Origin of the sequence: Gordonia sp. HS-NH1 (genome assembly GCF_001418765.1) — a bacterium.
In the GTDB taxonomy this organism is placed as follows: domain Bacteria; phylum Actinomycetota; class Actinomycetes; order Mycobacteriales; family Mycobacteriaceae; genus Gordonia.
Genome location: NZ_LIYC01000023.1, coordinates 39941 through 61811 on the forward strand (window position 1 = coordinate 39941; position 21871 = coordinate 61811).

General features: G+C 68.9%; 20 protein-coding genes, 1 tRNA gene and 1 other RNA gene. 6 read left to right on the forward strand and 16 right to left on the reverse strand.

Annotated elements, in window-relative coordinates; translation table 11 throughout:
* The first annotated feature begins 45 nt into the window (after positions 1-45).
* Together AMD30_RS15800 and AMD30_RS15805 are read left to right on the forward strand one after the other, a co-directional pair.
* Complete coding sequence (locus tag AMD30_RS15800; protein WP_055476277.1) at positions 46-1347, forward strand: MurT ligase domain-containing protein; 1302 nt, start codon at positions 46-48, stop codon at positions 1345-1347.
* Positions 1344-2066, forward strand: a complete 723-nt coding sequence (locus tag AMD30_RS15805; RefSeq protein ID WP_010844085.1) for a type 1 glutamine amidotransferase — start codon at positions 1344-1346, stop codon at positions 2064-2066. The genes AMD30_RS15800 and AMD30_RS15805 overlap by 4 nt, the downstream gene beginning before the upstream one ends.
* 86 nt (positions 2067-2152) lie before the next feature.
* Here AMD30_RS15805 and AMD30_RS15810 read toward each other — a convergent pair whose 3' ends face one another.
* The 8 genes from AMD30_RS15810 to AMD30_RS15845 form a co-directional block, all read right to left on the reverse strand.
* Positions 2153-2875: a uracil-DNA glycosylase gene (locus AMD30_RS15810; protein ID WP_055476278.1), complete on the reverse strand. Its 723-nt coding sequence runs from the start codon at positions 2873-2875 to the stop codon at positions 2153-2155.
* Between the two features lie 13 nt (positions 2876-2888).
* Complete coding sequence (locus AMD30_RS15815; RefSeq protein WP_010844083.1) at positions 2889-3431, reverse strand: uridine kinase family protein; 543 nt, start codon at positions 3429-3431, stop codon at positions 2889-2891.
* Between the two features lie 14 nt (positions 3432-3445).
* Positions 3446-4999, reverse strand: coding sequence for an alpha/beta fold hydrolase (locus tag AMD30_RS15820; RefSeq protein ID WP_231632747.1), 1554 nt, complete (start codon positions 4997-4999; stop codon positions 3446-3448).
* A gap of 120 nt (positions 5000-5119) precedes the next feature.
* On the reverse strand, positions 5120-5731 hold the full coding sequence (recR, locus tag AMD30_RS15825) for a recombination mediator RecR (RefSeq protein WP_010844081.1): 612 nt from the start codon (positions 5729-5731) through the stop codon (positions 5120-5122).
* Positions 5732-5797: 66 nt separating this feature from the next.
* Positions 5798-6214 carry a YbaB/EbfC family nucleoid-associated protein gene (locus AMD30_RS15830; protein WP_197282795.1) on the reverse strand — a complete coding sequence of 139 codons (417 nt, stop codon included), beginning with the start codon at positions 6212-6214 and terminating at the stop codon, positions 5798-5800.
* Entirely contained in the window at positions 6192-6521 is a 330-nt protein-coding gene (locus tag AMD30_RS15835) for a hypothetical protein (protein ID WP_010844079.1), read from the reverse strand. The genes AMD30_RS15830 and AMD30_RS15835 overlap by 23 nt, the downstream gene beginning before the upstream one ends.
* A 26-nt stretch (positions 6522-6547) precedes the next feature.
* Entirely contained in the window at positions 6548-7513 is a 966-nt protein-coding gene (locus AMD30_RS15840) for a pseudouridine synthase (RefSeq protein ID WP_442902715.1), read from the reverse strand.
* A gap of 18 nt (positions 7514-7531) precedes the next feature.
* Positions 7532-7969: an SRPBCC family protein gene (locus tag AMD30_RS15845; protein WP_010844077.1), complete on the reverse strand. Its 438-nt coding sequence runs from the start codon at positions 7967-7969 to the stop codon at positions 7532-7534.
* Positions 7970-8050: 81 nt separating this feature from the next.
* Between AMD30_RS15845 and AMD30_RS15850 the strand changes: the two genes are divergently transcribed.
* Complete coding sequence (locus AMD30_RS15850; protein ID WP_055476300.1) at positions 8051-9433, forward strand: FAD-binding oxidoreductase; 1383 nt, start codon at positions 8051-8053, stop codon at positions 9431-9433.
* On the forward strand, positions 9430-10752 hold the full coding sequence (locus AMD30_RS15855; RefSeq protein ID WP_010844075.1) for a class I SAM-dependent methyltransferase: 1323 nt from the start codon (positions 9430-9432) through the stop codon (positions 10750-10752). The genes AMD30_RS15850 and AMD30_RS15855 overlap by 4 nt, the downstream gene beginning before the upstream one ends.
* A gap of 246 nt (positions 10753-10998) precedes the next feature.
* Here AMD30_RS15855 and AMD30_RS15860 read toward each other — a convergent pair whose 3' ends face one another.
* The 6 genes from AMD30_RS15860 to AMD30_RS15880 form a co-directional block, all read right to left on the reverse strand.
* Positions 10999-11790 carry a M15 family metallopeptidase gene (locus tag AMD30_RS15860; RefSeq protein WP_055476280.1) on the reverse strand — a complete coding sequence of 264 codons (792 nt, stop codon included), beginning with the start codon at positions 11788-11790 and terminating at the stop codon, positions 10999-11001.
* Positions 11791-11844: 54 nt separating this feature from the next.
* Entirely contained in the window at positions 11845-14355 is a 2511-nt protein-coding gene (locus tag AMD30_RS15865; RefSeq protein ID WP_055476281.1) for a DNA polymerase III subunit gamma and tau, read from the reverse strand.
* 43 nt (positions 14356-14398) lie between these two features.
* Positions 14399-15892, reverse strand: a complete 1494-nt coding sequence (locus AMD30_RS15870) for a glycosyltransferase 87 family protein (RefSeq protein WP_055476282.1) — start codon at positions 15890-15892, stop codon at positions 14399-14401.
* A gap of 153 nt (positions 15893-16045) precedes the next feature.
* Positions 16046-17320, reverse strand: coding sequence for an aminotransferase class I/II-fold pyridoxal phosphate-dependent enzyme (locus AMD30_RS15875; RefSeq protein ID WP_055476283.1), 1275 nt, complete (start codon positions 17318-17320; stop codon positions 16046-16048).
* Between the two features lie 70 nt (positions 17321-17390).
* Positions 17391-17485: signal recognition particle sRNA small type (gene ffs / locus AMD30_RS24650), an RNA gene on the reverse strand.
* Positions 17486-17615: 130 nt separating this feature from the next.
* Positions 17616-17704: transfer RNA gene (locus tag AMD30_RS15880), tRNA-Ser, on the reverse strand.
* 78 nt (positions 17705-17782) lie between these two features.
* Between AMD30_RS15880 and AMD30_RS15885 the strand changes: the two genes are divergently transcribed.
* Positions 17783-18631 (forward strand): NmrA/HSCARG family protein, encoded by an 849-nt coding sequence (locus AMD30_RS15885; protein ID WP_055476284.1) that lies wholly within the window; start codon positions 17783-17785, stop codon positions 18629-18631.
* 18 nt (positions 18632-18649) lie between these two features.
* Here AMD30_RS15885 and AMD30_RS15890 read toward each other — a convergent pair whose 3' ends face one another.
* Both AMD30_RS15890 and AMD30_RS15895 read right to left on the reverse strand, forming a co-directional pair.
* Positions 18650-19735 (reverse strand): DNA polymerase domain-containing protein, encoded by a 1086-nt coding sequence (locus AMD30_RS15890; RefSeq protein WP_055476285.1) that lies wholly within the window; start codon positions 19733-19735, stop codon positions 18650-18652.
* 2 nt (positions 19736-19737) lie between these two features.
* Positions 19738-20790: an ATP-dependent DNA ligase gene (locus tag AMD30_RS15895; RefSeq protein WP_010844762.1), complete on the reverse strand. Its 1053-nt coding sequence runs from the start codon at positions 20788-20790 to the stop codon at positions 19738-19740.
* Positions 20791-20925: 135 nt separating this feature from the next.
* Here AMD30_RS15895 and gluQRS point away from each other — a divergent pair, with 135 nt between their 5' ends.
* Complete coding sequence (gene gluQRS / locus AMD30_RS15900) at positions 20926-21834, forward strand: tRNA glutamyl-Q(34) synthetase GluQRS (protein ID WP_055476286.1); 909 nt, start codon at positions 20926-20928, stop codon at positions 21832-21834.
* Positions 21835-21871 lie beyond the last annotated feature (37 nt).

The following is a 21871-nucleotide window of genomic DNA, read 5'->3' on the forward strand; positions in this document are numbered from 1 at the left end:
GGCACGACCACTCCCGCCGGATCGGCCTGTGACACACTCGTGCGCATGCCCGACCGACTCTCTTCCGCCGGTTCCGCAACCCGCACGAACACCCGCGTTCCCGCCCGCACCGCCGTCGCCCTGGGCGCTGCCGCGGCCGCCCGGTGGGCGTCACGAACCGCGGGACGAGGCAAGGGGTCGATGATCGGCGGTCTGGTCGCCGCGAAGATCGACCCCCAGATCATGGGCCGGCTCGCGGCGGGCAAGCGCACCGCGATCGTCACCGGAACCAACGGCAAGTCCACGACCACCCGGATGACCGCGGCCGCGATGGCCGAACTCGGTGAGGTCGCGACGCAGGCCGACGGCGCCAACATGGACGCCGGGATCATCGCGACCCTCACCCTCAGCCGGACAGCGCCGTTCTGCGCGCTCGAGGTCGACGAACTCCATGTCCCGCACGTCAGCGACGCCGTCGACCCCGAGGTCCTCGTGCTGCTGAACCTCTCTCGGGATCAGCTCGACCGGGTCGGCGAGATCAACATGATCGAACGCCGGCTCCGCGAGGGCATCGCGCGGCACCCCGAGACCACAGTGGTTGCCAACTGCGACGACGTCCTGGTGACCTCCGCCGCCTTCGACGCCCCCGACGTCGTCTGGGTCGCGGCCGGCGCGAGTTGGGTCGGCGACTCCGTCAGCTGTCCGCGGACCGGCGAGCCCATCGTCCGTTCCGCGGACGGGTGGCGTTCGACCGGTGACGACAACTTCCGCCGTCCCACGCCCGATTGGTGGTTCGACGACGAGAACATTTACGGCCCAAACGATTTCAGCGCTCCCCTGGAGCTCGCGGTGCCGGGCAGGGCAAACCGCGGCAACGCGACTCAGGCGGTGGCCGCGGCCGTCGCGATGGGTGCCGACCCGCGCAATGCGGTGGCGGCCGTCGGCACGGTCGGCGAGGTCGCCGGCCGCTACGGCATCCACCAGGTCGGCAATCACTCGGTCCGAACACTTCTCGCGAAGAACCCGGCCGGATGGCAAGAGGCGATGTCCATGATCGACCAGGACGCCGACGGGCTGGTCATCGCGGTCAACGGTCAGGTTCCCGACGGCGAGGACCTGTCCTGGTTGTGGGACGTACGTTTCGAGGCCTTCGAGACCATGCAGGTCGTCGCGGCCGGCGAGCGCGCCGCCGACCTGTCCGTGCGCCTGCTCTACGCGGGCGCCGAGCACACCACCGTCCCCGACCCCATGGCCGCCATCGCGTCCTGCCCGCCGGGACGCGTGGAGGTCCTGGCCAACTACACGGCGTTCCGCGACCTCGGCACCGCCCTGGAACGCGCGGCACGATCGCGGAAGGCAGAGCAGTGAGCGAATCGACCCTGCGGATCGGCCTCGTCCTGCCCGACGTGATGGGCACCTACGGGGACGGCGGGAACGCCCTCGTCCTGAAGCGTCGTGCACTGATGCGCGGCATCGACGCCGAGGTCGTCCACATCACGCTCGACGACCCGGTCCCCGACTCGCTCGACGTCTACACCCTCGGCGGCGCCGAGGATTACGCGCAGCGACTCGCCACCCGGCATCTCACGCGCTATCCCGGCCTGCAGCAGGCGGCGGCCGCCGGACGTCCGGTGCTGGCCATCTGCGCCGCCATCCAGGTGCTCGGCCACTGGTACGAGACGTCGGCGGGTGAACGCGTCGACGGCATCTCCCTCTTCGACCTCACCACGGCCCCCCAGGCGACGCGGAGCATCGGCGAGCTGCTCGTCGACCCGGCCCTCCCGGGACTGTCACAACCCCTCACCGGCTTCGAGAACCACCGTGGGGGAACGACTCTCGGCTCCGACGCCGCGCCGCTGGGGCGGGTGCGGCACGGCGTCGGCAACGGAGTCGGCGACGGCACCGAGGGTGTCGTGCAGGGCAGCGTTCTCGGCACCTACATGCACGGTCCGGCCCTGGCCCGCAATCCCGAACTCGCCGACCACCTCCTGGCCACCGCACTGGGCGTGGAATCCCTTGCCCCGTTGGATCTTCCCGAGGTCGACCGGCTCCGTCGGGAGCGCCTCGCCGCCGGTCGCCGGCGGTAGTCCCTCCGCTCCCTGAAATGCGAGGAGCAACGGCCGCCTCCGCTCCCTGAGGTGCGAGGAGCGCTAGCGACTAGCCTCGAAGGGTCTCACCCACTCTCGATCCCCGCCGACCCCGCCGCCGCCGTGAGCACGTCCACGACCATGTCCACCGTGAGCCGCCCGGTGAAGGTGTTCTGCTGGCTCACGTGGTAGCACCCGAACACCTCGAGTTCGGCACCGTCGCGGACGAGCGTCGTGGAGGCGCCGTGCCCGAACTTCGGCAGTGGCCTGGGCACCGTCCAGCCGAGCTTCGCGAACGTTCGAAGCGTTGACTGCCAACCGAATCCACCGAGTGTGACCACCGCGCGGACCGTCGGTGCGAGGAGTTCCAGTTCGGCGTGCAGCCAGTACGAACAGGTGTCGCGTTCGGCGACCGTCGGTTTGTTCTGGGGCGGCGCACAGTGCACCGGCGCGGTGATCCGCGTGTCGAAGAGCTCCAGGCCGTCACCGATGGCCACCGAATGAGGTTGGCTCGCAAGGCCGGCGAGATACAGCGCGGAGAACAGGACGTCGCCGCTGCGGTCACCGGTGAACATGCGTCCGGTGCGGTTGCCGCCATGCGCCGCGGGCGCGAGCCCGACGATCAGCAGTCGCGCGTCGGGCGGGCCTATGCCGGCCACCGGCCGACCCCAGTACTCCTCGTCGGCGTACGCGCGACGCTTCTCGCGGGCGACGAGTTCGCGCCATTCGACGAGGCGCGGGCATGCGCGACACTCGATCAGCTGCGCGTCGAGCTCCGCCAGATCGCGGAAGCGTCGTCGGGTGGCCATACCTCGACACTAATCAGTCGAGGACCACACACCGTTCCCGCGTGCGATCCACGCCGAACCAGCCGCGCTCGAACTCCTGCCACGCCTCCAGATGTGCCCGCGCGTCCTCCCCGTCGCGGGCGACCGTCCGCTCGAGCCGTTCGCCGGGGGTTCCGCCGTCGAGCCAGAGCGCGTGGGAGAGGCGGTCGGCGATGCGTCGTCGTGCCGAGGACACCCCTTCGATGATGAGCAGCGGCTGCCACTCGATCCACACGCGGGGCCCGGGTGTCGGGATGCCGTCCTGCCAGACGCGTGGCCGGTACCGGTAGTCGCGGCGTCGTGTGAAGGGATGCAGCACATCTGCTTCCAGCTCCGGCCACCACGCGACGGGGTCGTCCCACGTCGCGAAGTCGTCGGTGCGGACCAGGGTCACACCGACCCCCCGGGCCCGCAGGTCCGCGACCAGGAGGTCGGCGACCGTCGACTTCCCCGCGCCGGACGGTCCGTCGACGGCGACGATCCCCGTGTCGAGTCGATCGGCCAGTTCGGTGATTCGGGCGCGGGTCTGCGGGTTCACCCCATCAGGATGGGTCACCGACCGGCCACACCAGACGCCAACGCCGGCGGCAACTGTGTCAGCGGGGCCGTGATCGGTGCCTCGGCGACGCGCTGCACGCTGGTCCGGCCGGTGCGGAGGTACTCGACGATCGCGTCGTCGAGAGGTTTGTTGCCCCGGCCGAGCTGCGCGTGATCGCCGCCGCCGACCGTGATGAGGTGACTGCGCATGAGTGACCGCATCGTCAGAGCACCGCGGTAGGGGGTCTGCGGGTCACCGACGCTCTGGATCTGCAACGGGGTCACCGCCAGTCCGCGATTGCGGATCTCGACCGGACGGGCCAGAGCCGGTGCACCTGCGCAGGCGAGTCCGGACTCGTAGGCGAGACCGGGCGCCTCGAACGGATCCCCGGTGACATAGTTCGCGATGAACGCCTGGAAACCGAGCGACGGCTGCGCGGGCACCCGATTCTCGTTGCACAGGATCGTGGCCTGCATGTCCTGTGAGACCTGCGCGGCTTCGAGTACGGCGGGCGCGGGCTTGGGCAGCGCCAGGCGGGGCTTCGCGGTCATCAACGCGACCGTGGGCCAGGAGTTCCGGTCGGGGGCGAAGGCGCGGGTCAGTGCCAGTAACGGCGAAGTCAGTTGCAGTGACCCGGGAGTGAGCAGGGTGGCGACGAAGTTCTCGAACCTCGCCCGTGCGTCGGCGGTGAGGTCGGTGCCTGCGATGTACAGATCGGCGAACGCCCGCAGCCCCGGGGGCACGTCCCCCACCTGGGCGGGCGGCGCCAGGAGCGAGGGCGGCACGCCCGCCTCCGCGCTGACCCGGTCGCTCCACTTCCGGTACACCGCGAGCGGTGTCTTCCCGAGATGGTAGATCCGGTCATGGCGCGCGATCCACGCCATCATCGCGTGAACTCGGGCCTTGTATCCGGGTGTCTGAGCGGAGAGGAGGCTGTTCCACACCAGCCCGGGGTCGAAGCCGGAATCGAGGACCATGCGGTCGACCCGCTGCGGGAACAGCGTCGCGTAGGTCGACATCAACAGGGTGCCGTAGGAGATGCCGTAGAGACTGACCTTCGATTCGCCGAGAAGGCCGCGGACGACTTCCATGTCGCGGGCGGTGTTCTCGGTGGTGAGCGTCGCGCCCAGGCCCGGTGTGCGGGCCTCGCAGCGATCGCGGTTCACCTTGCCGAGCGCCGTCATCAGTTCGGGTTCGTCGCCGGTGATCGGTTCGCAGCGCAGCGGGGTGCCCGACACCAGACCGCGCGGTTGCACAGCCACCAGGTCCCATTCGTCGAGCATCGCCGCGGGCGGGGGCACCTGGCTGAACATCGCGATGCCGTCGCCACCCGGCCCTCCCGGGTTGCCCATGACGACACCGCGCCGGCGGGACTGGTCTCGCGCCTGGATACGGCTGACGCCGATCTCGATCGTCTGTCCATCCGGCTTGCGGTGGTCGAGCGGGACCTCGACCGTCGCGCACCGGACCGTCGCCGGGACGCCGTGGACCGCGGGACAGGCCCCCCACTCGAGTGCGGGCGCCGCAGACGCCGCCGGCGTCGACGCGACGTGACCCGCGGTCACCATCCCGGCCACGACCACCGCCGTCAGGCCCGCTGCCACACCCCGAATCCGACGACGCCACCGACTACGCGAGTTCACCACCTGACAGTAGCCGTCCGGTTTGCCGGGTCCGACGGCCGGACCTCACGCCAGGATGCGACGACCCGACAATGCACGGCCGAGGGTGAGTTCGTCGGCGAACTCGAGGTCGCCGCCCATCGGCAGTCCCGACGCGAGCCGGGTGACCGACAGACCCGGGAAGTCCCTGAGCATGCGCTGGAGGTAGGTCGCGGTCGCTTCGCCCTCGGTGTTCGGATCGGTGGCGACGATCACCTCGGAGACGTCGACCCCGTCCTCCTGGTTGGCCAGCCGGCGCAGCAGTTCGCGGATGCGCAACTGGTCGGGTCCGATTCCCGACAACGGGTCGAGCGCACCCCCGAGCACGTGATACCGCCCGGTGAACTCCTTGGTCCGTTCGATCGCGTGCACGTCCTTCGGCTCCTCGACGACGCAGATCTTGCTGGCGTCGCGACGCGAATCCGAACAGATCCGGCAGAGGCGGTTCGCCGACACGTTCCCGCACTCGGCACAGAACACGACGTCGTCGCGGACCCGGCCGAGCGCGGCGATGAGGCGATCGATGTCGGACTTCTCCCCGGCCAGCAGGTGGAAGGCGATCCGCTGCGCGCCCTTCGGACCGAGCCCCGGCTGTTTGGCCAGTTGGTCGATCAGGTCCTGGATCGGTCCCTCATACATGGTGATCTGCGTCCACGGTGTCCGGGGTTTCTACTAGTCGGTCGGCGTCGTGCGGGTGCGCTGTGCTCAGCCGCCGAGTCCGGGGAGGCCACCACCGAGACCACCGGCGAGCGGGCCCATCTTCTCGCTGGCCAGCTGCTCCCGTTTCTCCGACAGGTCGGCGAGCGCCCCGAGCAGCAGGTCCTGCAGGGTTTCCACGTCGTCGGGATCGACGACCTTCGGATCGATCGTCACCGCGGTCACCTCGCCCGTGCCGTTGCCGGTCACGGTGACGAGTCCGTTGCCCGCGCTGCCGACCACCTCCGTCGCCGCGATCTCGTTCTGCGCGGACAGGAGCTTCTCCTGCATCTGCTGCGCCTGAGCAAGTAGTCCGGCCATCGGGTTCTCCCCGCCCTGACCGCCGCCGAACAACGCGCTGGGATCGAATGGTTGCGTCACCCGGCCCAGGGTAGTCGCCGCGTCAGCGCAGCAACCGATCGACATGCGCGGCGATGTCGTCGACGGTCGACTCGTCGGCGGCCGCGACCTCGAAGGACAGGACATCGTCGCCGAACAGCCGACCCGCTCGCGCCGTCAGCGCGAACTCGAACCGGTCGTCGACGCGGCGCCACTGCGTGATCGCACCGTAGACCGGCGCACTCGCCCCCGTCGTGACGCAGTACTCGTCGGCGCGCGGTCCCCCGACGAGGTCGCGCTGGATCTGGAAACACGCCAGCGACTCGTCGTCGATGAAGACCACGGCCTCGCAACCCAGGTCGGGATGCCGCTCGTAGGACGCTCGGATGGTCATGCGGCCAGGGTAGATCGCGGGGCTTCCTACCCCTCCGACACCGTCCGCATGCTCTCGAACCTGCGGTGCTCACCGGTCAGCGGGTCGGTGAACTCCAGGACCCGTGCCAGAAGCCGCAACGGCCGCGAGAAATCCCCGTGATCGGGGCGCGCCGCGAGATCCGGACGCACGTCGGGGTACAGCGGGTCGTCGACGATGGGTACTCCGAGCGACGCCATGTGCAGCCGGAGCTGATGCGTGCGGCCGGTGTGCGGCACCAGACGGTAGACGCCGTGGTGGCCTGCGCCGTCGACGAGCGTGATGTCACTGATGGCGTTGACGGGCCCGTCGACGACGAGAGCACGCAGGTCGCCCGCGGTCTTCTCGATCCGGTCCCGGACGGTCACGCTCGTGGCGAGCGCCTCGTCGGCCGGTGCGAGCGCGAGGTATTCCTTGCGAGCGGTCCGGGCTGCGAACAGGTGCTGATAGGCCGCCCGCACTTCCGGCCGGAGGGTGAACAGCAGCACTCCGGCGGTGAGCCGGTCCAGCCGGTGGGCCGGCGACACGATGTCGGAGCCCAACTCCCGGCGCAGCCGGACGAGCGCGGTCTCGGTCACGTGCCGACCCCGGGGCATCGTGGCGAGGAAGTGCGGTTTGTCCACGACGACGATGTTCTCGTCGCGGTAGAGCACCGGCAGGTCGAACGGAACCGGCACCTCGTCGTCGAGGTCACGGTAGAGGTACAGCGAGATGTTGGGCCGCGACGGCGAATCGAGATCCGCGGGGCGGCCGTCGGCGTCGACGATCTCACCGGCGGCGGACCGTCGACGCAGGTCCTCGGTGGTCAGTCCGGCCAGACTGGGCGCTGCCAGCAGCGCCTGGCCCACCGTCACCTCCGGGCCCGACCGCAGGACCACGCGCGTTGCGTCGACTCCGTCGCGGATGGGCAAGGGCGACTGTCGCGCCCGGCCACGGCGGCGGCGGGCCCGATCCGGGCGCCCCGCATCGTTCATCGGTCCGGCCGGGACGCGTCAGCTCTCGAGGCGCTTCTTCAGGTTGCCGAGCACCTCGGCCTGAATTCGATTGAGACCCTTCGGCGCAAACGTCTTTTCGAAGAAGCCGCCGATGCCCCCGGCACCCTGCCACGTGGTGGTGGTCGTGACGCGCGAACCGCTTCCCGACGCGGCGACGGTGTACGTGGTCACCATCGTCGAGTTGGCGTCGCGCTCGGTGACGGTGTCCGGGGTGACACTGACGGTCGCCTGCACGTCGCGTTGCCGCTTCGACGTGGCCTGCAGAATCCAGTGCACGACGGTGCCGTCGCCGTTGCCGCCGCTGATCACCCGGTAGTCGCGGTACTGCTCCGGGAGAATGGCCGGGCGCACCTCGTTGTAGTCGGCGAGAGCTCCGACCACGGCGTCCGGGGCGGCGGCGATGTCGAGCGACTGCGATGCGGAAACCTGACCCACGATTGGACACTCCTCAGTACGAAACGATTGGCGGGCGAACTGATCAAGTCCTAGGCTAACCGGGTGAGCAACCGGCTGGAGATGGGGGGAGCGGCATTCGACCAGGGGGTGTCCGACCTTCTGGCCAGCTATCGTGCCATTCCACCGCAGGCAACCGTGCGCCTTGCGAAGAAGACGTCCAACCTCTTCCGCAAGCGCGCCGCCAATCCACATCCCGGACTGGACGTCTCCGGACTCGACCGGGTCATCTCGGTGAACCCGGATGCGCGGACCGCCGATGTCGCCGGGATGTGCACCTACGAGAACCTCGTCGCGGCCACCCTGCCGTACGGTCTCGCACCCCTGGTCGTCCCGCAGCTCAAGACGATCACCCTCGGCGGCGCGGTCACCGGGCTCGGCATCGAGAGCACGTCGTTCCGCTCGGGCCTGCCCCACGAGTCGGTACTCGAGATCGACATCCTCACCGGCGACGGCGAGATCCTGACCGCGACGCCGACCAACGAACACGCTGATCTCTTCTTCGGTTTCCCGAATTCCTATGGCACGCTCGGATATTCGGTCCGCCTCCGCATCGAGCTGGAGCCGGTGAAGCCCTACGTGGCGTTGCGTCACATCCGGTTCTCGTCGATCGCCGAGCTGCAGTCGACGATGGACGCGATCGTCACCACGAGAAACCACGACGGCGAGCCGGTCGACTATCTCGACGGAGTCGTGTTCTCCGCCAACGAGTCCTACCTCACGCTCGGTCGCCAGACCGACGACGAGGGCCCGGTCAGCGACTACACCGGGATGGACGTCTTCTACCGATCCATCCAACAGAAGACGACCGACCGGCTCACGATCCACGACTATCTCTGGCGCTGGGACACCGACTGGTTCTGGTGCTCGCGCGCATTCGGCGCACAGAATCCCAAGATCCGTCGCTGGTGGCCGAAGCGGTACCTGCGCAGCAGTTTCTACTGGAAGCTGATCGGCCTCGACCAGCGGTTCGACATCGGCGACCGGCTCAACGCCCGCAAGGGTCTGCCTCCGGGCGAGCGGGTCGTACAGGACATCGAGGTGCCCATCGAACGCACCGCCGAGTACGTGGAGTGGTTCCTCGCCGACATTCCCATCGAGCCGATCTGGCTGTGCCCACTGAGACTTCGGGAGCCGGCGCTTCCGGGTGCCGATCCGGTACGCCCCTGGCCGCTGTATCCCCTTGCCCCGCAACGCACCTACGTCAACGTCGGCTTCTGGTCGGCCGTGCCGGCCACCCCGGGCGATCCCGGGCACACCAACAAGATCATCGAACGCAAGGTCGCCGAACTCGACGGCCACAAGTCGTTGTACTCAGAGAGTTTCTACACGCCGGAGGAGTTCGACGAACTCTACGGCGGAGAGAGTTATCGGCTCCTCAAGAAGCGGTACGACCCGCGCGGCCGTCTGCTGGACCTCTATGCGAAAGCGGTGAAACGCCAATGACCACGTTCAAGGACAGCACGCCGTCGAGTGTGGACTCACACGCCGGCAGGATGACCCTGGCGGAGATCTTCGAGACACTCCTCGGCGGAAATCTCTCGATCCGGGTCACCGCTTATGACGGCAGCACCGCCGGACCTGCCGACGCACAGTACGGCCTCAACCTGAAGACTCCCCGCGGGACGACCTACCTCGTCACCGCGCCCGGCGACCTCGGGCTCGCGCGCGCCTACATCGCAGGCGATCTCGAACTCATCGGCGCGCACCCGGGCGACCCGTATCCCGCGCTGAAGGCCATCGCCAGCAATCTGCAGTTCCACCGCCCGTCCCCGCTGGCACTCGCGCACATCGCCCGCTCACTCGGCATCGACCACTTCAAGCCGATCGCGCCGCCTCCGCAGGAGGCCGTGCCGCGTTGGCGTCGATTCGCGGAGGGCCTGCGGCACAGCAAGTCTCGCGATGCCGAGGTCATCCACCACCACTACGACGTATCGAACACGTTCTACGAGTGGGTTCTCGGGCCGTCGATGACCTACACGTGCGCGGTGTACCCGGAGCGCGAGGCATCGCTGGAGACCGCGCAGGAGAACAAGTACCGCCTCATCTTCGAGAAGCTCCGCCTCAAACCCGGCGACCGTCTCCTCGACATCGGTTGCGGTTGGGGCGGAATGGTCCGTTATGCCGCACGGCGTGGCGTCCACGCGATCGGGGCGACGCTGTCCGCCGAGCAGGCGCAATGGGCACAGAAGGCCATCGCCGACGAGGGGCTCGGTGAGTTCGCCGAGGTCCGCCACAGCGACTACCGCGACGTCACCGAGAGCGGATTCGACGCAGTGTCGTCCATCGGCCTCACCGAACACATCGGCGTCCACAACTACCCGGCGTATTTCGGTTTCATGCGCGACAAGCTCCGCCCAGGCGGCATGCTGCTGAACCACTGCATCACCCGGCCCGACAACGCGAGCCGCACCAAGGCGGGATCGTTCATCGACCGCTATGTATTCCCCGACGGCGAGCTCACCGGCTCGGGCAAGATCATCTCGAAGCTGCAGGACATCGGCGGCATGGAGGTCATCCACGAGGAGAACTTCCGCGAGCACTACGCGATGACGCTGCGCGACTGGAACGTCAACCTGGTCGAGCACTGGGACGAAGCAGTCGCCGAGGTCGGCGAGGGCACCGCGCTGCTCTGGGGCCTCTACATGGCCGGTTGCCGAATCGGCTTCGACCGCAACATCATCCAGCTCCACCACGTCCTCGCCACCAAGCTCGACGAAGACGGCACTCATCAGGTCCCGCTGCGCCCGTGGTGGGACGCCTGACGGAGACCCGGCCCGCGACTCCCAGACCTCAACTCGACCGATGGACTTCGATCGAAGTCTGGGAGTCGAGTTGAAGTCTGCCTGTCACGAAGCGGGCCGGTGGCACGCGTTTGCCCGCCCCGGTCCGAAGGAACCACAGACCCACTGGCCCGCCCCCGCTCCCTGAGGTGCGAGGAGCGCAAGCGACAGCCCCCGCTCCCTGAGGTGCGAGGAGCGCAAGCGACGAGCCTCGAAGGGTCCCGACGCTCAGGCGACCGGCACGTCGATGACCGGGCGGCGCACGTCGGCGCCGGGGCCGTCGAAGTGCCACCACTCCCCCGCGTAGACCGTCAGCCCACCGGCAGCCATCGCGTCGCGCAGGCGGGCTCGCGCGGCCCGCGCCGGCGCCGCCACCCCGTCCGTCGCATACGCGGTGGCCCGCGGGGTGAACGAGTCGAAGTCGGTCCCCATGTCGAGTCGACAATGATCGCCGACGATGCGCTGCGGCGGGCAATTCGGGCGGCGCGCGGCCAGTGTCACGTCGACCGAACGCCCGGCCTCGTGACTGGTCGAATACGGCCCCGGCCGGGCCACCCACGCCGGATCGGGCACCTTCTCGAACATCCTCTCCTGCACCGAGTGTGGTCGATAGCAGTCCCAGAACACCAAGACTTCGCCGCCGGCCCGCAGCATCCGCGCGGCGGTCCGGAGACCCGGGATCATCGATTCGTGGACGAGGCAGCGGGCGTTCGGCGGGTACAGCCGCTCACCGACGAAGTTGTCGGTCGTCGCATACCGCAGGTCGAGAACGGCATCGGGAACCGCGGTCCGCACATCGACGAAACCGACCGCGCTGACCCGCCGGTCGACGGGCATCCGTACCGACGGGGCGGGCCTGGGCGCGGGTGCATCCACCATCGATCCCGATGTGCCGCCGCCGGGCGACGCACCTTCCACCGTTGCCCCGGTCGGGGTCGCCGCCGCGCACGCCATCGACATCGTGAGTGCTGCCGTCACCGACATCAGTGACAATCCGATGCGTACCGCTACTCGTCGCATCTGTGCGTTCTACCACGATGAGCAGTGCACGACCGTCGTGCGCGGAGCGTCCGCTCACTCGAGCGGCCGGGCCCCCAGCTCCGACTTGAGCAGTTCCAGCGCCACCTGGTCCGGGTCGAGCCGCTGCTCGGGGTTACCGGTACGCGCATCGGCCACCATCTCCGCGCGCTCGTCGGGCGGGATGTCCTCGTCGGCACGTGGCGGCTCGGGCTCCTCCGGTTCGGCAACCGGTTCCGGCGCGGGCGCCGGTGTCGCCGACTGGTCTCGTGCGCGACTCGGACGTGAGTACGACTGCCGCGCCTTGGCCGGCTGCTTCGACGGCGGTGCGGTGGCCGTACCCGTGGGAGCTGCGGCACCCGGCGCCTGGTGCACCGTCCGTACGTCGAGTTCGGTACCGAAGACCTCGGTCAGCGCCTCTCGGATGATGGTGACCGCGTGTGGCGCGGACAACCGCCCGACCAGCACCTCCACCGGGTGCGAGAGCACCACGGTCGTTCCGTCGACGTCGGCGATGACCGCCGCCGACAGCATCGGCTCCAGGCTCTTGGAACGTTCCCGCACCGCGGCCCGGAATTCCTGATACCGCTTGCGAACGGAGTCGGCGTCGAGTCCCGCAGGCGCCTCGGGTTCGGGTTCGGGCTCCGGTTCCGGCGTGGGTTCGGGCGGGCGGGCGCGTACCGGCGTCACGTCCGGCGGCGGGACCTCGTACTCGTCGACGGGCTCGTCGGGCAGCGGGATGTCGTCGTACGGGGACGTCGACGCGGGTTCGGCGGCCGGTTCCGGCGAGGGCGCCTCCCGAGGGCGCGACGGTGGCTCGGGGGCGGATGGAGTCCGCTCGGCCCGCGAACGGGGCTGCGCGGGCGTCTCCTGGGCCGGGATCTCGACCAGAGTCGGCGCCTCCTCGTCCGACGTGGTGCCGTCGGCCGCCGCCGGATCGACCTCGACCGCCTCGTCAGACGGCGGTTCCGCGATCAGCTCGTCGAACATCGATTCGTCGTCGGCAGGGCCTTCGGCCGGTTCACCGACCGCCAGGTCCTCGGTGGGAACCGAGTCGACGACCGCACCGTCGAGGGACGTTCCCTCGTCCGCCACCGGTTCGGATGGTTCAGGTTCCGATGCAACAGGCTCCGCTGTAACCGGCTCCGGGACAACCGCTTCTGCGGCAACCGGTTCCGGGACAACCGATTCCGGGACCTCGGGCTTCTCGACGACAGGAGCGGCTACCGCAGCCGGCGCGTCCTCCTCGCGACGGGGCGCGGGCTGAGCGGTGTCGGCCTCCACTGCCTCGGCAGCCGCGCGGTCGGAGTTCTCTGCGGCCTTGGCGTCTTCCATCGCCTTGCGTTGCGACGGCCGCACGAACTTCGGCTCCGGTTCCGGCTCAGCCGGTTTCGCGGGTATCGGGATCGACGTCGTACCGATTCCCGACTCGAGCCGTTCGAGTCGCTGCAGCAGCGCCGCGTCGTCGGCGGAGACCGCGGGTAGCAGCATCCGCGCGCACATCACCTCGAGCAGCAGTCGTGGCGATGTGGTACCCCGCATCTCCCCGAGCGCGTTGTGCACGATCTCGGCGAACCTGGTCAACGACGCCGGGCCGAGGGTCTCGATCTGGGTGCGCATCCGGGCGAGCTGGTCACCTGGCGCTTCGACGAGCCCTCGGTCCGCGGCATCCGGAACCGCTTGCAGCAGAATCAGATCGCGGAGACGCTCGAGCAGGTCGACGGCGAACCGCCGCGGGTCGTGTCCGGCGTCCACCACCTTCTCCACGGTGCCGAACAGTGCCGACCCGTCGGCGTCGGCGAGTGCGTCGACGGCGGTGTCGATCAGCGCGACGTCGGTGACGCCGAGGAGGGCCAGAGCGCGCTCGTAGGCGACCCCCTGATCGTCGGCCCCGGCCAGCAGTTGATCGAGGATCGACAGCGAGTCGCGCGGGGACCCGCCGCCCGCCCGGATGACGAGCGGGTACACCTCGGGGGCCACCGTCACGCCCTCGCGCTCGCAGATCTTCTCCAGCAGGCCGCGCATGACCGGCGGCGCGAGCAGCCGGAACGGGTAGTGGTGGGTCCGCGACCTGATGGTCGGGAGCACCTTCTCGGGTTCGGTGGTCGCGAAGACGAAGATCAGATGCTCGGGCGGCTCCTCGACGATCTTGAGGAGCGCGTTGAAGCCCGCGTTCGTCACCATGTGCGCCTCGTCGACGATGAAGACGCGGTAGCGCGACTCGGCGGGTGCATAGAACGCGCGGTCGCGGAGCTCGCGGGTGTCGTCGACACCGCCGTGACTCGCGGCGTCGAGTTCGATGACGTCGAGGTTGCCCGGGCCGCCCGGCGCGAGGGCCACGCACGAGATGCAGGTTCCGCACGGCGTGGAGGTGGGCCCCTCCACGCAGTTCAGCGAACGAGCCAGGATTCGCGCCGACGACGTCTTGCCACACCCCCGGGGACCGGAGAAGAGATACGCGTGATTGATGCGTCCGGAATCCAGGGCGCGGCTCAACGGATCGGTGACATGCTCCTGCCCCACGACGTCGGCGAAGGTAGCCGGGCGATAGGTGCGATACAGAGCCACGCGTCGAGACTACCGGCGACCAGTGACACTCGATGAGTGTGCCTCACACTGGCGGCGGGGGCCCCTGATCCGGTGTCTCGTTGACGGGTTCGCCATCGGTTCCGACCAGGTCATCGGCCATACCGTGGGCGTGGTCGGTTCGGTCGGACGCACCCTCGGCCTCGCGTGGTCCGGACCCGTCCCCGTCTGCCTCCGCCTGCCGCCGGTCCTCGCCCCCGGAGGTGCCCGCGTCGCCGGTCGGCAGGCCCCCGTCGGCGATGACAGCGGCCGCCACGCCGGCCGGGATGATCGGGTCGGAGGACGTCGACGACGTCTCGCGGCTGCCGACCATCCGCAGGCCGACGATCGTGGCGACCAGCACCCCGAGATACGCCCAGAGATACGGGCTGACGGTGAACCAGTTGAGCCACGTGATGTGCGTCTTGACGTACAACCCCGTGTAGTAGCCGTCGGGGATCAGGGCGGGCACATGCGTCGGCCACGGGAACGCGAGGAGCACCAGCGCCGCCACACCCGCGCCTGCCCACAGCCTCGGCGCGCGCGGGCGCCGTACGTCAAGGATTAGGTGGACCCCGATGACCAGGATCGGGATGAACCAGACCCAGTGATGGCCCCACGACATCGGCGACACCACGCACGCGGTCATGCCGACGATGCTGACGGCCAGGAGTTCGTGGCCATGTCGATGTGCGTACGTCGCCACCGCGAAGCCGACCGCGAGCACCGCCAGCACCACCACCAGCCACAGCAGCGTCGGCGGACTGTCGGTGTCGAGATGGTTGGCGAGCATGCCCCGGAGGGACTGGTTGCCGCGCAACTGCGCCGACCCCACCCGGTCGGACTCGAACAGTTTGCCCGTCCAGTACGACCACGAGTCCCCCGGCAACACCACGAACCCGACGAGCACGGTGGTCGCGAAACCGCCGACGACACCGGCAAGAGCACGCCAGTTCCGCTGCACGAGGAAATACCCGGCGAAGATCAGCGGGGTGAGCTTGATACCGGCCGCGACGCCGGTCCAGAACCCCTTGAGGCGTCCACCGTCCGGACGCGTCAGGTCGGCCAGGATCACGAGCATCAGGAAGACATTGATCTGGCCGTACCAGATGGTCGTGCGCACCGGCTCGAAGAGCATCGCCACCGCCACCAGCGACGCCGCGATCACCCGCAGCGGCCAGGTCACCGGCCGGCCCAGGCTGCGGAAGCTCAGCATGATCACCAGGTAGAGCGCCACGACGACGCCCGCGGTCCACAGCGGCCGCGCGAGGTCGAAGGACATCCAGGCCAGCGGGGTGAAGAGCAGTGCCGAGAACGGCGAGTAGGTGTAGTCCAGGTCGCCGACCATCTTGACGTCGTACAGGCTGACGCCGTTGGTCACCGACCGCGCACCCGCCTGGTACACGGCGAGGTCGATCTGATTGTTCAGCAAACCCCAGAATTGGGCGCCCAAGGGTACGACGACATCCTGGAGTGCCAGTGCGATGACCCCCACGACGGCGAAACCGGTTGCGAGAAGAACCGGCCTGGGCAGATTCACGATTTGAAAGCCTGTCACAAAGTGGCGTGCACGCCAGCGCACTCGCCGGAGAATGAGAGCAATCTAACGCCGCAGTCGGCGCGTTGCCGGTGTGTCGGCGTCGTCCGCGCCGCCCGCGGCCGCGATGTCGGCGGCCGCGGTGCGGGCGAGAGGTCAGCTGGACCGGGCGAGCAGGGTCTCCGCGGCGGCCAGCAGGACGCAGGTGGACACCCCGTCCATGGCGGCACGCAGGTCGTCGGTGTTCGGGAACGTCGGCGCGAGGCGGATGTTCTGATCGCGCGGATCGGTCTTGTACGGGAATGCCGAGCCGGCACCGGTGAGCGCGATACCCGCCTCTTTCGCCAGCTCGATGGTGCGTCGTGCAGCGCCGTCGACGACGTCGAGGCTGATGAAGTAGCCGCCCTCCGGCTCCGACCACGACGCGACCTTCGACTCCGAGAGCCGATCTTCGAGGATGTCGAGGACGAGCTGGAACTTCGGGGCCAGGATCTCCCGGTGGCGGGCCATGTGCGCCCGCACGCCATCGGCGTCGCCGAAAAATTTGAGGTGACGCAGCTGATTGACCTTGTCGGGCCCGATGGTCTTCAGCGACAGGTACTTGCTGAACCAGGCCAGGTTCTCCGGCGACGATCCGAAGAAGGAGACGCCCGCGCCCGCGAAGGTGATCTTCGACGTCGAGCCGAGGACGTACACGCGGTTCGGGTGCCCGGCCTCCGCCGCCATGTCGAGGATCGGCAGGGCCGTCGGCGGGGTCTCCACCAGGGTGTGGACGACGTAGGCATTGTCCCAGTAGATCCGGAAGTCCGGCGCCGCGGACATCTCGAGCAATCCCCGTGTGACCTCCTCGGAGAAGGTGACACCGGTCGGGTTGGAGTAGGTCGGCACGGCCCACATGCCCTTGATGCTCGGATCGGCGGCCACGAGTTCGGCGCACACCCGCACGTCGGGACCGTCGGGCAGCATCGGCACCGGGATCATCTCGACGCCGAGGCTCTCGGTGATCGCGAAGTGGCGGTCGTAACCGGGCGAGGGACACAGGAACTTGATCGGCTGACGTCCCCACGGCTCGTCGGAGTCGGCCGTGCCGTGGAGCATCCCGAACACGGTGAGGTCGTGCATGATCTCGAGGCTCGAGTTGCCGAGCGCGATGAGGTTGTCAGGGTCGACGGCGAGGAGTTCGCCGAAGATCCCGCGCAGCTCGGGGAGTCCGTTGAGCCCGCCGTAGTTGCGGGTGTCGGTGCCCGCGCCGTCGCGGTACTCGTCGCCGGGCAGGGACAGCAGTCCGTTGGAGAGGTCGAGCTGCTCGGGGGCCGGCTTGCCGCGGGTGAGGTCGAGCTTGAGGCCCAGCGCGCGCAGCGACTCGTACTGATTGGTCAGATCCGCCTGGGTGTCGCGGAGCTGGTCGGCACTCATCGAGTGGAAGTTCAACGTTGGCCCTCTCGCGGCTCGACGCCGGTGCGGGTGGCCGACGCCGCAGACCTAGAAAAAGTGAATCGGATATAGGGGACCCCGCGCACCCGAGAGAGCCCGTTGACCCTTGCTGCCTTCCGGCCCTGGGGGAGTTCACAGGATGCACGCCGCGCGGGATCCGTCGTCCAGTGTAGCGAGGGGTTCCGGCGGCATGAGCAGGGGTCCTCGAAGCCGTTCCGGAGGCCGGTCGGGTCATGGAAACGACGAAGGTCCGCGGTGCACCCGGCGTGCGGGCGTCACTGCGGACCTTCGGTGGCGGAGGATAGGGGATTCGAACCCCTGAGGGCTGTTAACCCAACCCGCGTTCCAGGCGAGCGCCATAGGCCACTAGGCGAATCCTCCAACGTCGAGATGATAGCCGCCGAGCGTGCGCACACCCAAACCGTCCGGCGGGCGTAGGCGACCGCTAGGGTCGACGACATGGCGGATTCCTCTCCCATCGTCGTCGTCGGAGCCACCGGAGGGCAGGGCGGCGCCGTGCTCGACGCACTGCTCGAGGCGGGTTTCCCGGTCCGGGCGGTGGTCCGCGACGCGGTCTCGTCGAAGGCCGCCCGTCTCGCCGACCGTGGCGTCGAACTCGCGGTCGGCGACATCGTGAGCGGCGCCGGTCTCGCCGAGGCCTTCGCCGGTTCGGCCGGAGTCTTCGCCCTGACCACGCCGTTCGAGTCCGGCGTCGAGGCGGAGATCGCTCAGGGCACAGCGCTGATCCAGGCGGCCACGTCCGCGTCGATCCCGTACCTGGTGTTCTCCTCGGTCGCCTCGGCCGATCGGCACAGTGGGGTTCCCCACTTCGATTCCAAGTTCGAGGTCGAGAAGATGCTCGCGGACACCGACATCCCGCACACCATCGTCGGTCCGGCGTACTTCTTCGACAACCTCCTCGGCGGTGCCGACGCACTGGCGGCGGGCGTCATGCCGATCGCGATTCCCGCGGACAAACCGCTGCAACAGCTCTCGCGGCACGACCTCGGCCGACTCGTCGCCACGCTGTTCACCGCCCCCGACGTCCACGTCGGGCAGCGCATCGACCTCGCGTCCGATCAGCCGACGCCGGCCGAGATGGCGCGCATCATCGGCGAGGTCCTCGGCACCGCGGTCACGGCGGAGTCCTACGACCCCGAACGCATCGAGTCCGAGGACATGCGGGCGATGTTCACGTTCCTGGGCGAGCGCGGTTACGAGGTCGACATCCCCACCCTGCACCGCCGCTTCCCCGATGTCGGCTGGCAGAGCTTCGCCACCTGGGCCGCCGAGGCGCTGCGCCGCTGAGCCGACCGCAGTCGTCACTCACCCGTCGGTCCGCCGGTTGCCTTTCTCGTCCCAGTGCTCGGCGACCTTCTTGCTCGGCTGCACGCGCGGCGGCTCGCCCGGCATCTTGGGGTAGCTGGGCGGATAGGGCATGTCGCCCAGGCCATTTGCGTCATCGGCCTGCACCATCTCCAGCAGCTTCTCGATGCCGCGCCGATGATCGGCGATGTCGGCCCACGGGTCGCCGCGATCCGCCAGGAGCTTCGGGACGGTCGCGATGGTGCAGTCGTCCGGGTCGACGTCGGCGAGTTCGTCCCAGGTGACCGGCGTCGAGACCCGCGCACGGGCGCTGCGTCGCACCGAATACGGTGACGCCATCGTGCGGTCACGGGCATTCTGGTTGAAGTCGATGAAGATCCGTTCTCCCCGTTCCTCTTTCCACCACGACGGGGTGACGGCGTCCGGGTCGCGGCGTTCGAGTTCGCGGGCGATCGCGATGACGCAGCGTCGGGTGGCGATGAAATCCCACAGCGGTTCGATGGGCACGTACACATGCACTCCGCGCCCGCCGGAGGTCTTCACGAAACCGGCGAAGCCCAGTTCGTCGAGCAGGGGCTTCAATCCCTCGAGCGCCACCCGCCGGACGTCCTCGAAGGTCGTGCCGGGCTGCGGGTCGAGGTCGATGCGGAGCTGATCGGGATGGTCGTTGTCGGGGTGCAGGGTCGGCCAGGTGTGGAAGGTGACGGTGCCCAGGTTCGCGCCCCACACGAGATCCGCGGGCACCGTGGGCCGGATCGCATCGCCGGTTCGCTTCGAGGGGAACACGATCGGGGTGGACTGCACGTGCTCGGGCCGCTTCTTCGCGATGTGCTTCTGGTAGATCTCGTCCCCCTCGACGCCGTCGGGGAACCGCTGGAGGAAGGTCGGCCGGTCGCGGGTGGCGCGCATCAGCGGACCCTCGCTTCGGTCGTCGACGCCCAGGGCCACGGTGCGGTAGTACCCGACGAGATCGCGCTTGCGGCCACCGTTTTCCCCGAGTTCGGGGAAATAGATCTTGTCCGGGTTGCTCATCCGGACGGCGATGCCGTCGACGTCGAGTTCTTCGGCGGGAGAACGAGATGCCATGGTCATTCCCCTTCGAGGACGTCGTGGAGGTCGTAGGTCAGCGGGACGTCGAGCTGGTCGTAGCCGCAGCTGCGTGGCTCCCGATCGGGTCGCCATCGAAGGAACTTCACCGTATGCCGGAACCGGTGGTTCTCCATCTGGTCGTAGGCGAACTCCGCGACCAGTTCGGGTCGGATCGGGATCCACTCCCCCGACTTCTCCGACCGCCACCGCGTCGGTTCACCCGGTGATGCATTCTCCGGGTCCAGCCGCATCGGCTCGAACATCTGCTGCAGCTCGATCCGCTTGGCGTCGGAGAAGGCACCCGCCCCGCCGACCATCCGCAATTCGCCGTCGTCGCCGTACAATCCGAGCAGCATCGAGCCGATCCCGGTTCCCGACTTGTGGATTCGATACCCGAAGATCACACAGTCCGCGGTCCGCTTGTGTTTGATCTTCAGCATCTCGCGCTTGTTCTCGACGTACACGCCGTCGAGTCGTTTGGCGACGACACCGTCGAGTCCGGCCCCTTCGAAGGCGGAGAACCAGTCCTCGGCGACCGCCGGGTCCCTCGTCACCCGGCTGACATGCACCCGACGATCCCGCCCGCCCGGACCGACGGCCCGCAGCAGGGCCTCCCGGCGCACCTCGAAGGGCTCGGCCATCACGTTCGTCGACTCCAGCGCCAGCGCGTCGAATCCGATGAAGATCGCCGGGGTCTTCTCCGCGAGCATGGTGACGCGCGATTCCGCCGGATGAATCCGCTGCGCGAGCGAGTCCCAGTCGAGCCGATGGGTGTCGCCGATGAGCGCGGGAACCCCGATCTCGCCGTCGAGGACCACCTTCTCGGGCAGTTCCTCCTTCACCGCCGCGACGATCTCGGGGAAGTACCGTGCGAGGTCCTTCCCGCCACGCGATCCGATCGAGACCTCGTCGCCGTCGCGGAAGATCAACGCGCGAAATCCATCCCACTTCGGTTCATACGACCACGCCACCGAGCCGTCCGGCTGTGGCGGCACGCTGGTCACCGCCTTGGCCAGCATCGGCGCAACAGGCGGCATGACCGGGAGATCCATGAAACTCATCGTTCCTCACTCGTCGACGCGACCGCAACGCCAACGCGCCGCCGCGTACCCGGCGGTCGTCGTCCGGGCCGCACAGGCAGACCGGTCCCGGCGCCGATTCTCATCGCCGGCGGTAACCTCGACGCGATGTCGACGCAGCGAGCGGGCCGGTATGCGCCCTCCCCCTCCGGGGACCTCCACGTCGGCAACCTGCGGACCGCCCTGCTCGCCTGGCTCTTCGCGCGCACCACCGGCCGGCGGTTCCTGATCCGCATGGAGGATCTCGACCGGGCGGCTCCGGGCGCCGACTCCCGGCAGCTCGCCGACCTCGCGGCCCTGGGCATCGACTGGGATCCGCCTGTCGTCCACCAGACCGACCGGATCGGCACGTACCGCTCGGTCATCGACGGCCTGCGCGAGGACGGTCGCACCTTCGAGTGCTTCTGTACCCGCCGCGAGATCCTCGAGGCGCCGTCCGCGCCGCACGCACCACAGGGCGCCTACCCCGGCACGTGCCGCGATCTCACCGCGGCCGAGCGCGACGAACGCCGTGCCGTCCGGCCGCCGGCCATCCGGCTCCGCGCCGACGTCGAGGTGTTCGGCGTCGACGACCTTCTGCACGGCCCTTACTCAGGCACGGTCGACGACTTCGTACTGCAGCGCAACGACGGCACCCCGGCCTACAACCTCGCGGTCGTCGTCGACGACGCCGCGCAGGGAGTCGACCAGGTCGTCCGCGGTGACGACCTCTTGTCGTCGGCGCCCCGGCAGGCCTACCTGGCGACACTGCTCGGGGCGATCCCGCCGACGTACGCGCACGTCCCGATGGTGCTCAACGCCAACGGGATACGACTCAGCAAGCGGGACGGGGCGGTGACGCTGGCCGACCTCGCCGCCGACGGCGTCCCGACGTCGACGGTGCTGTCCCGCATCGCCCATTCGCTCGGCATCGCGGATCGCGACGAGCCCGTGACCCTCCCCCTGCTTACCGATCGTTTCGACCCGGCCGCCCTTCCGCGGGAACCGTGGTTCCTCACCTCCGACGAGTGGACTTAGCGGCCCACTTCCCCGCTCCCTAATCCGAAAGAACGCA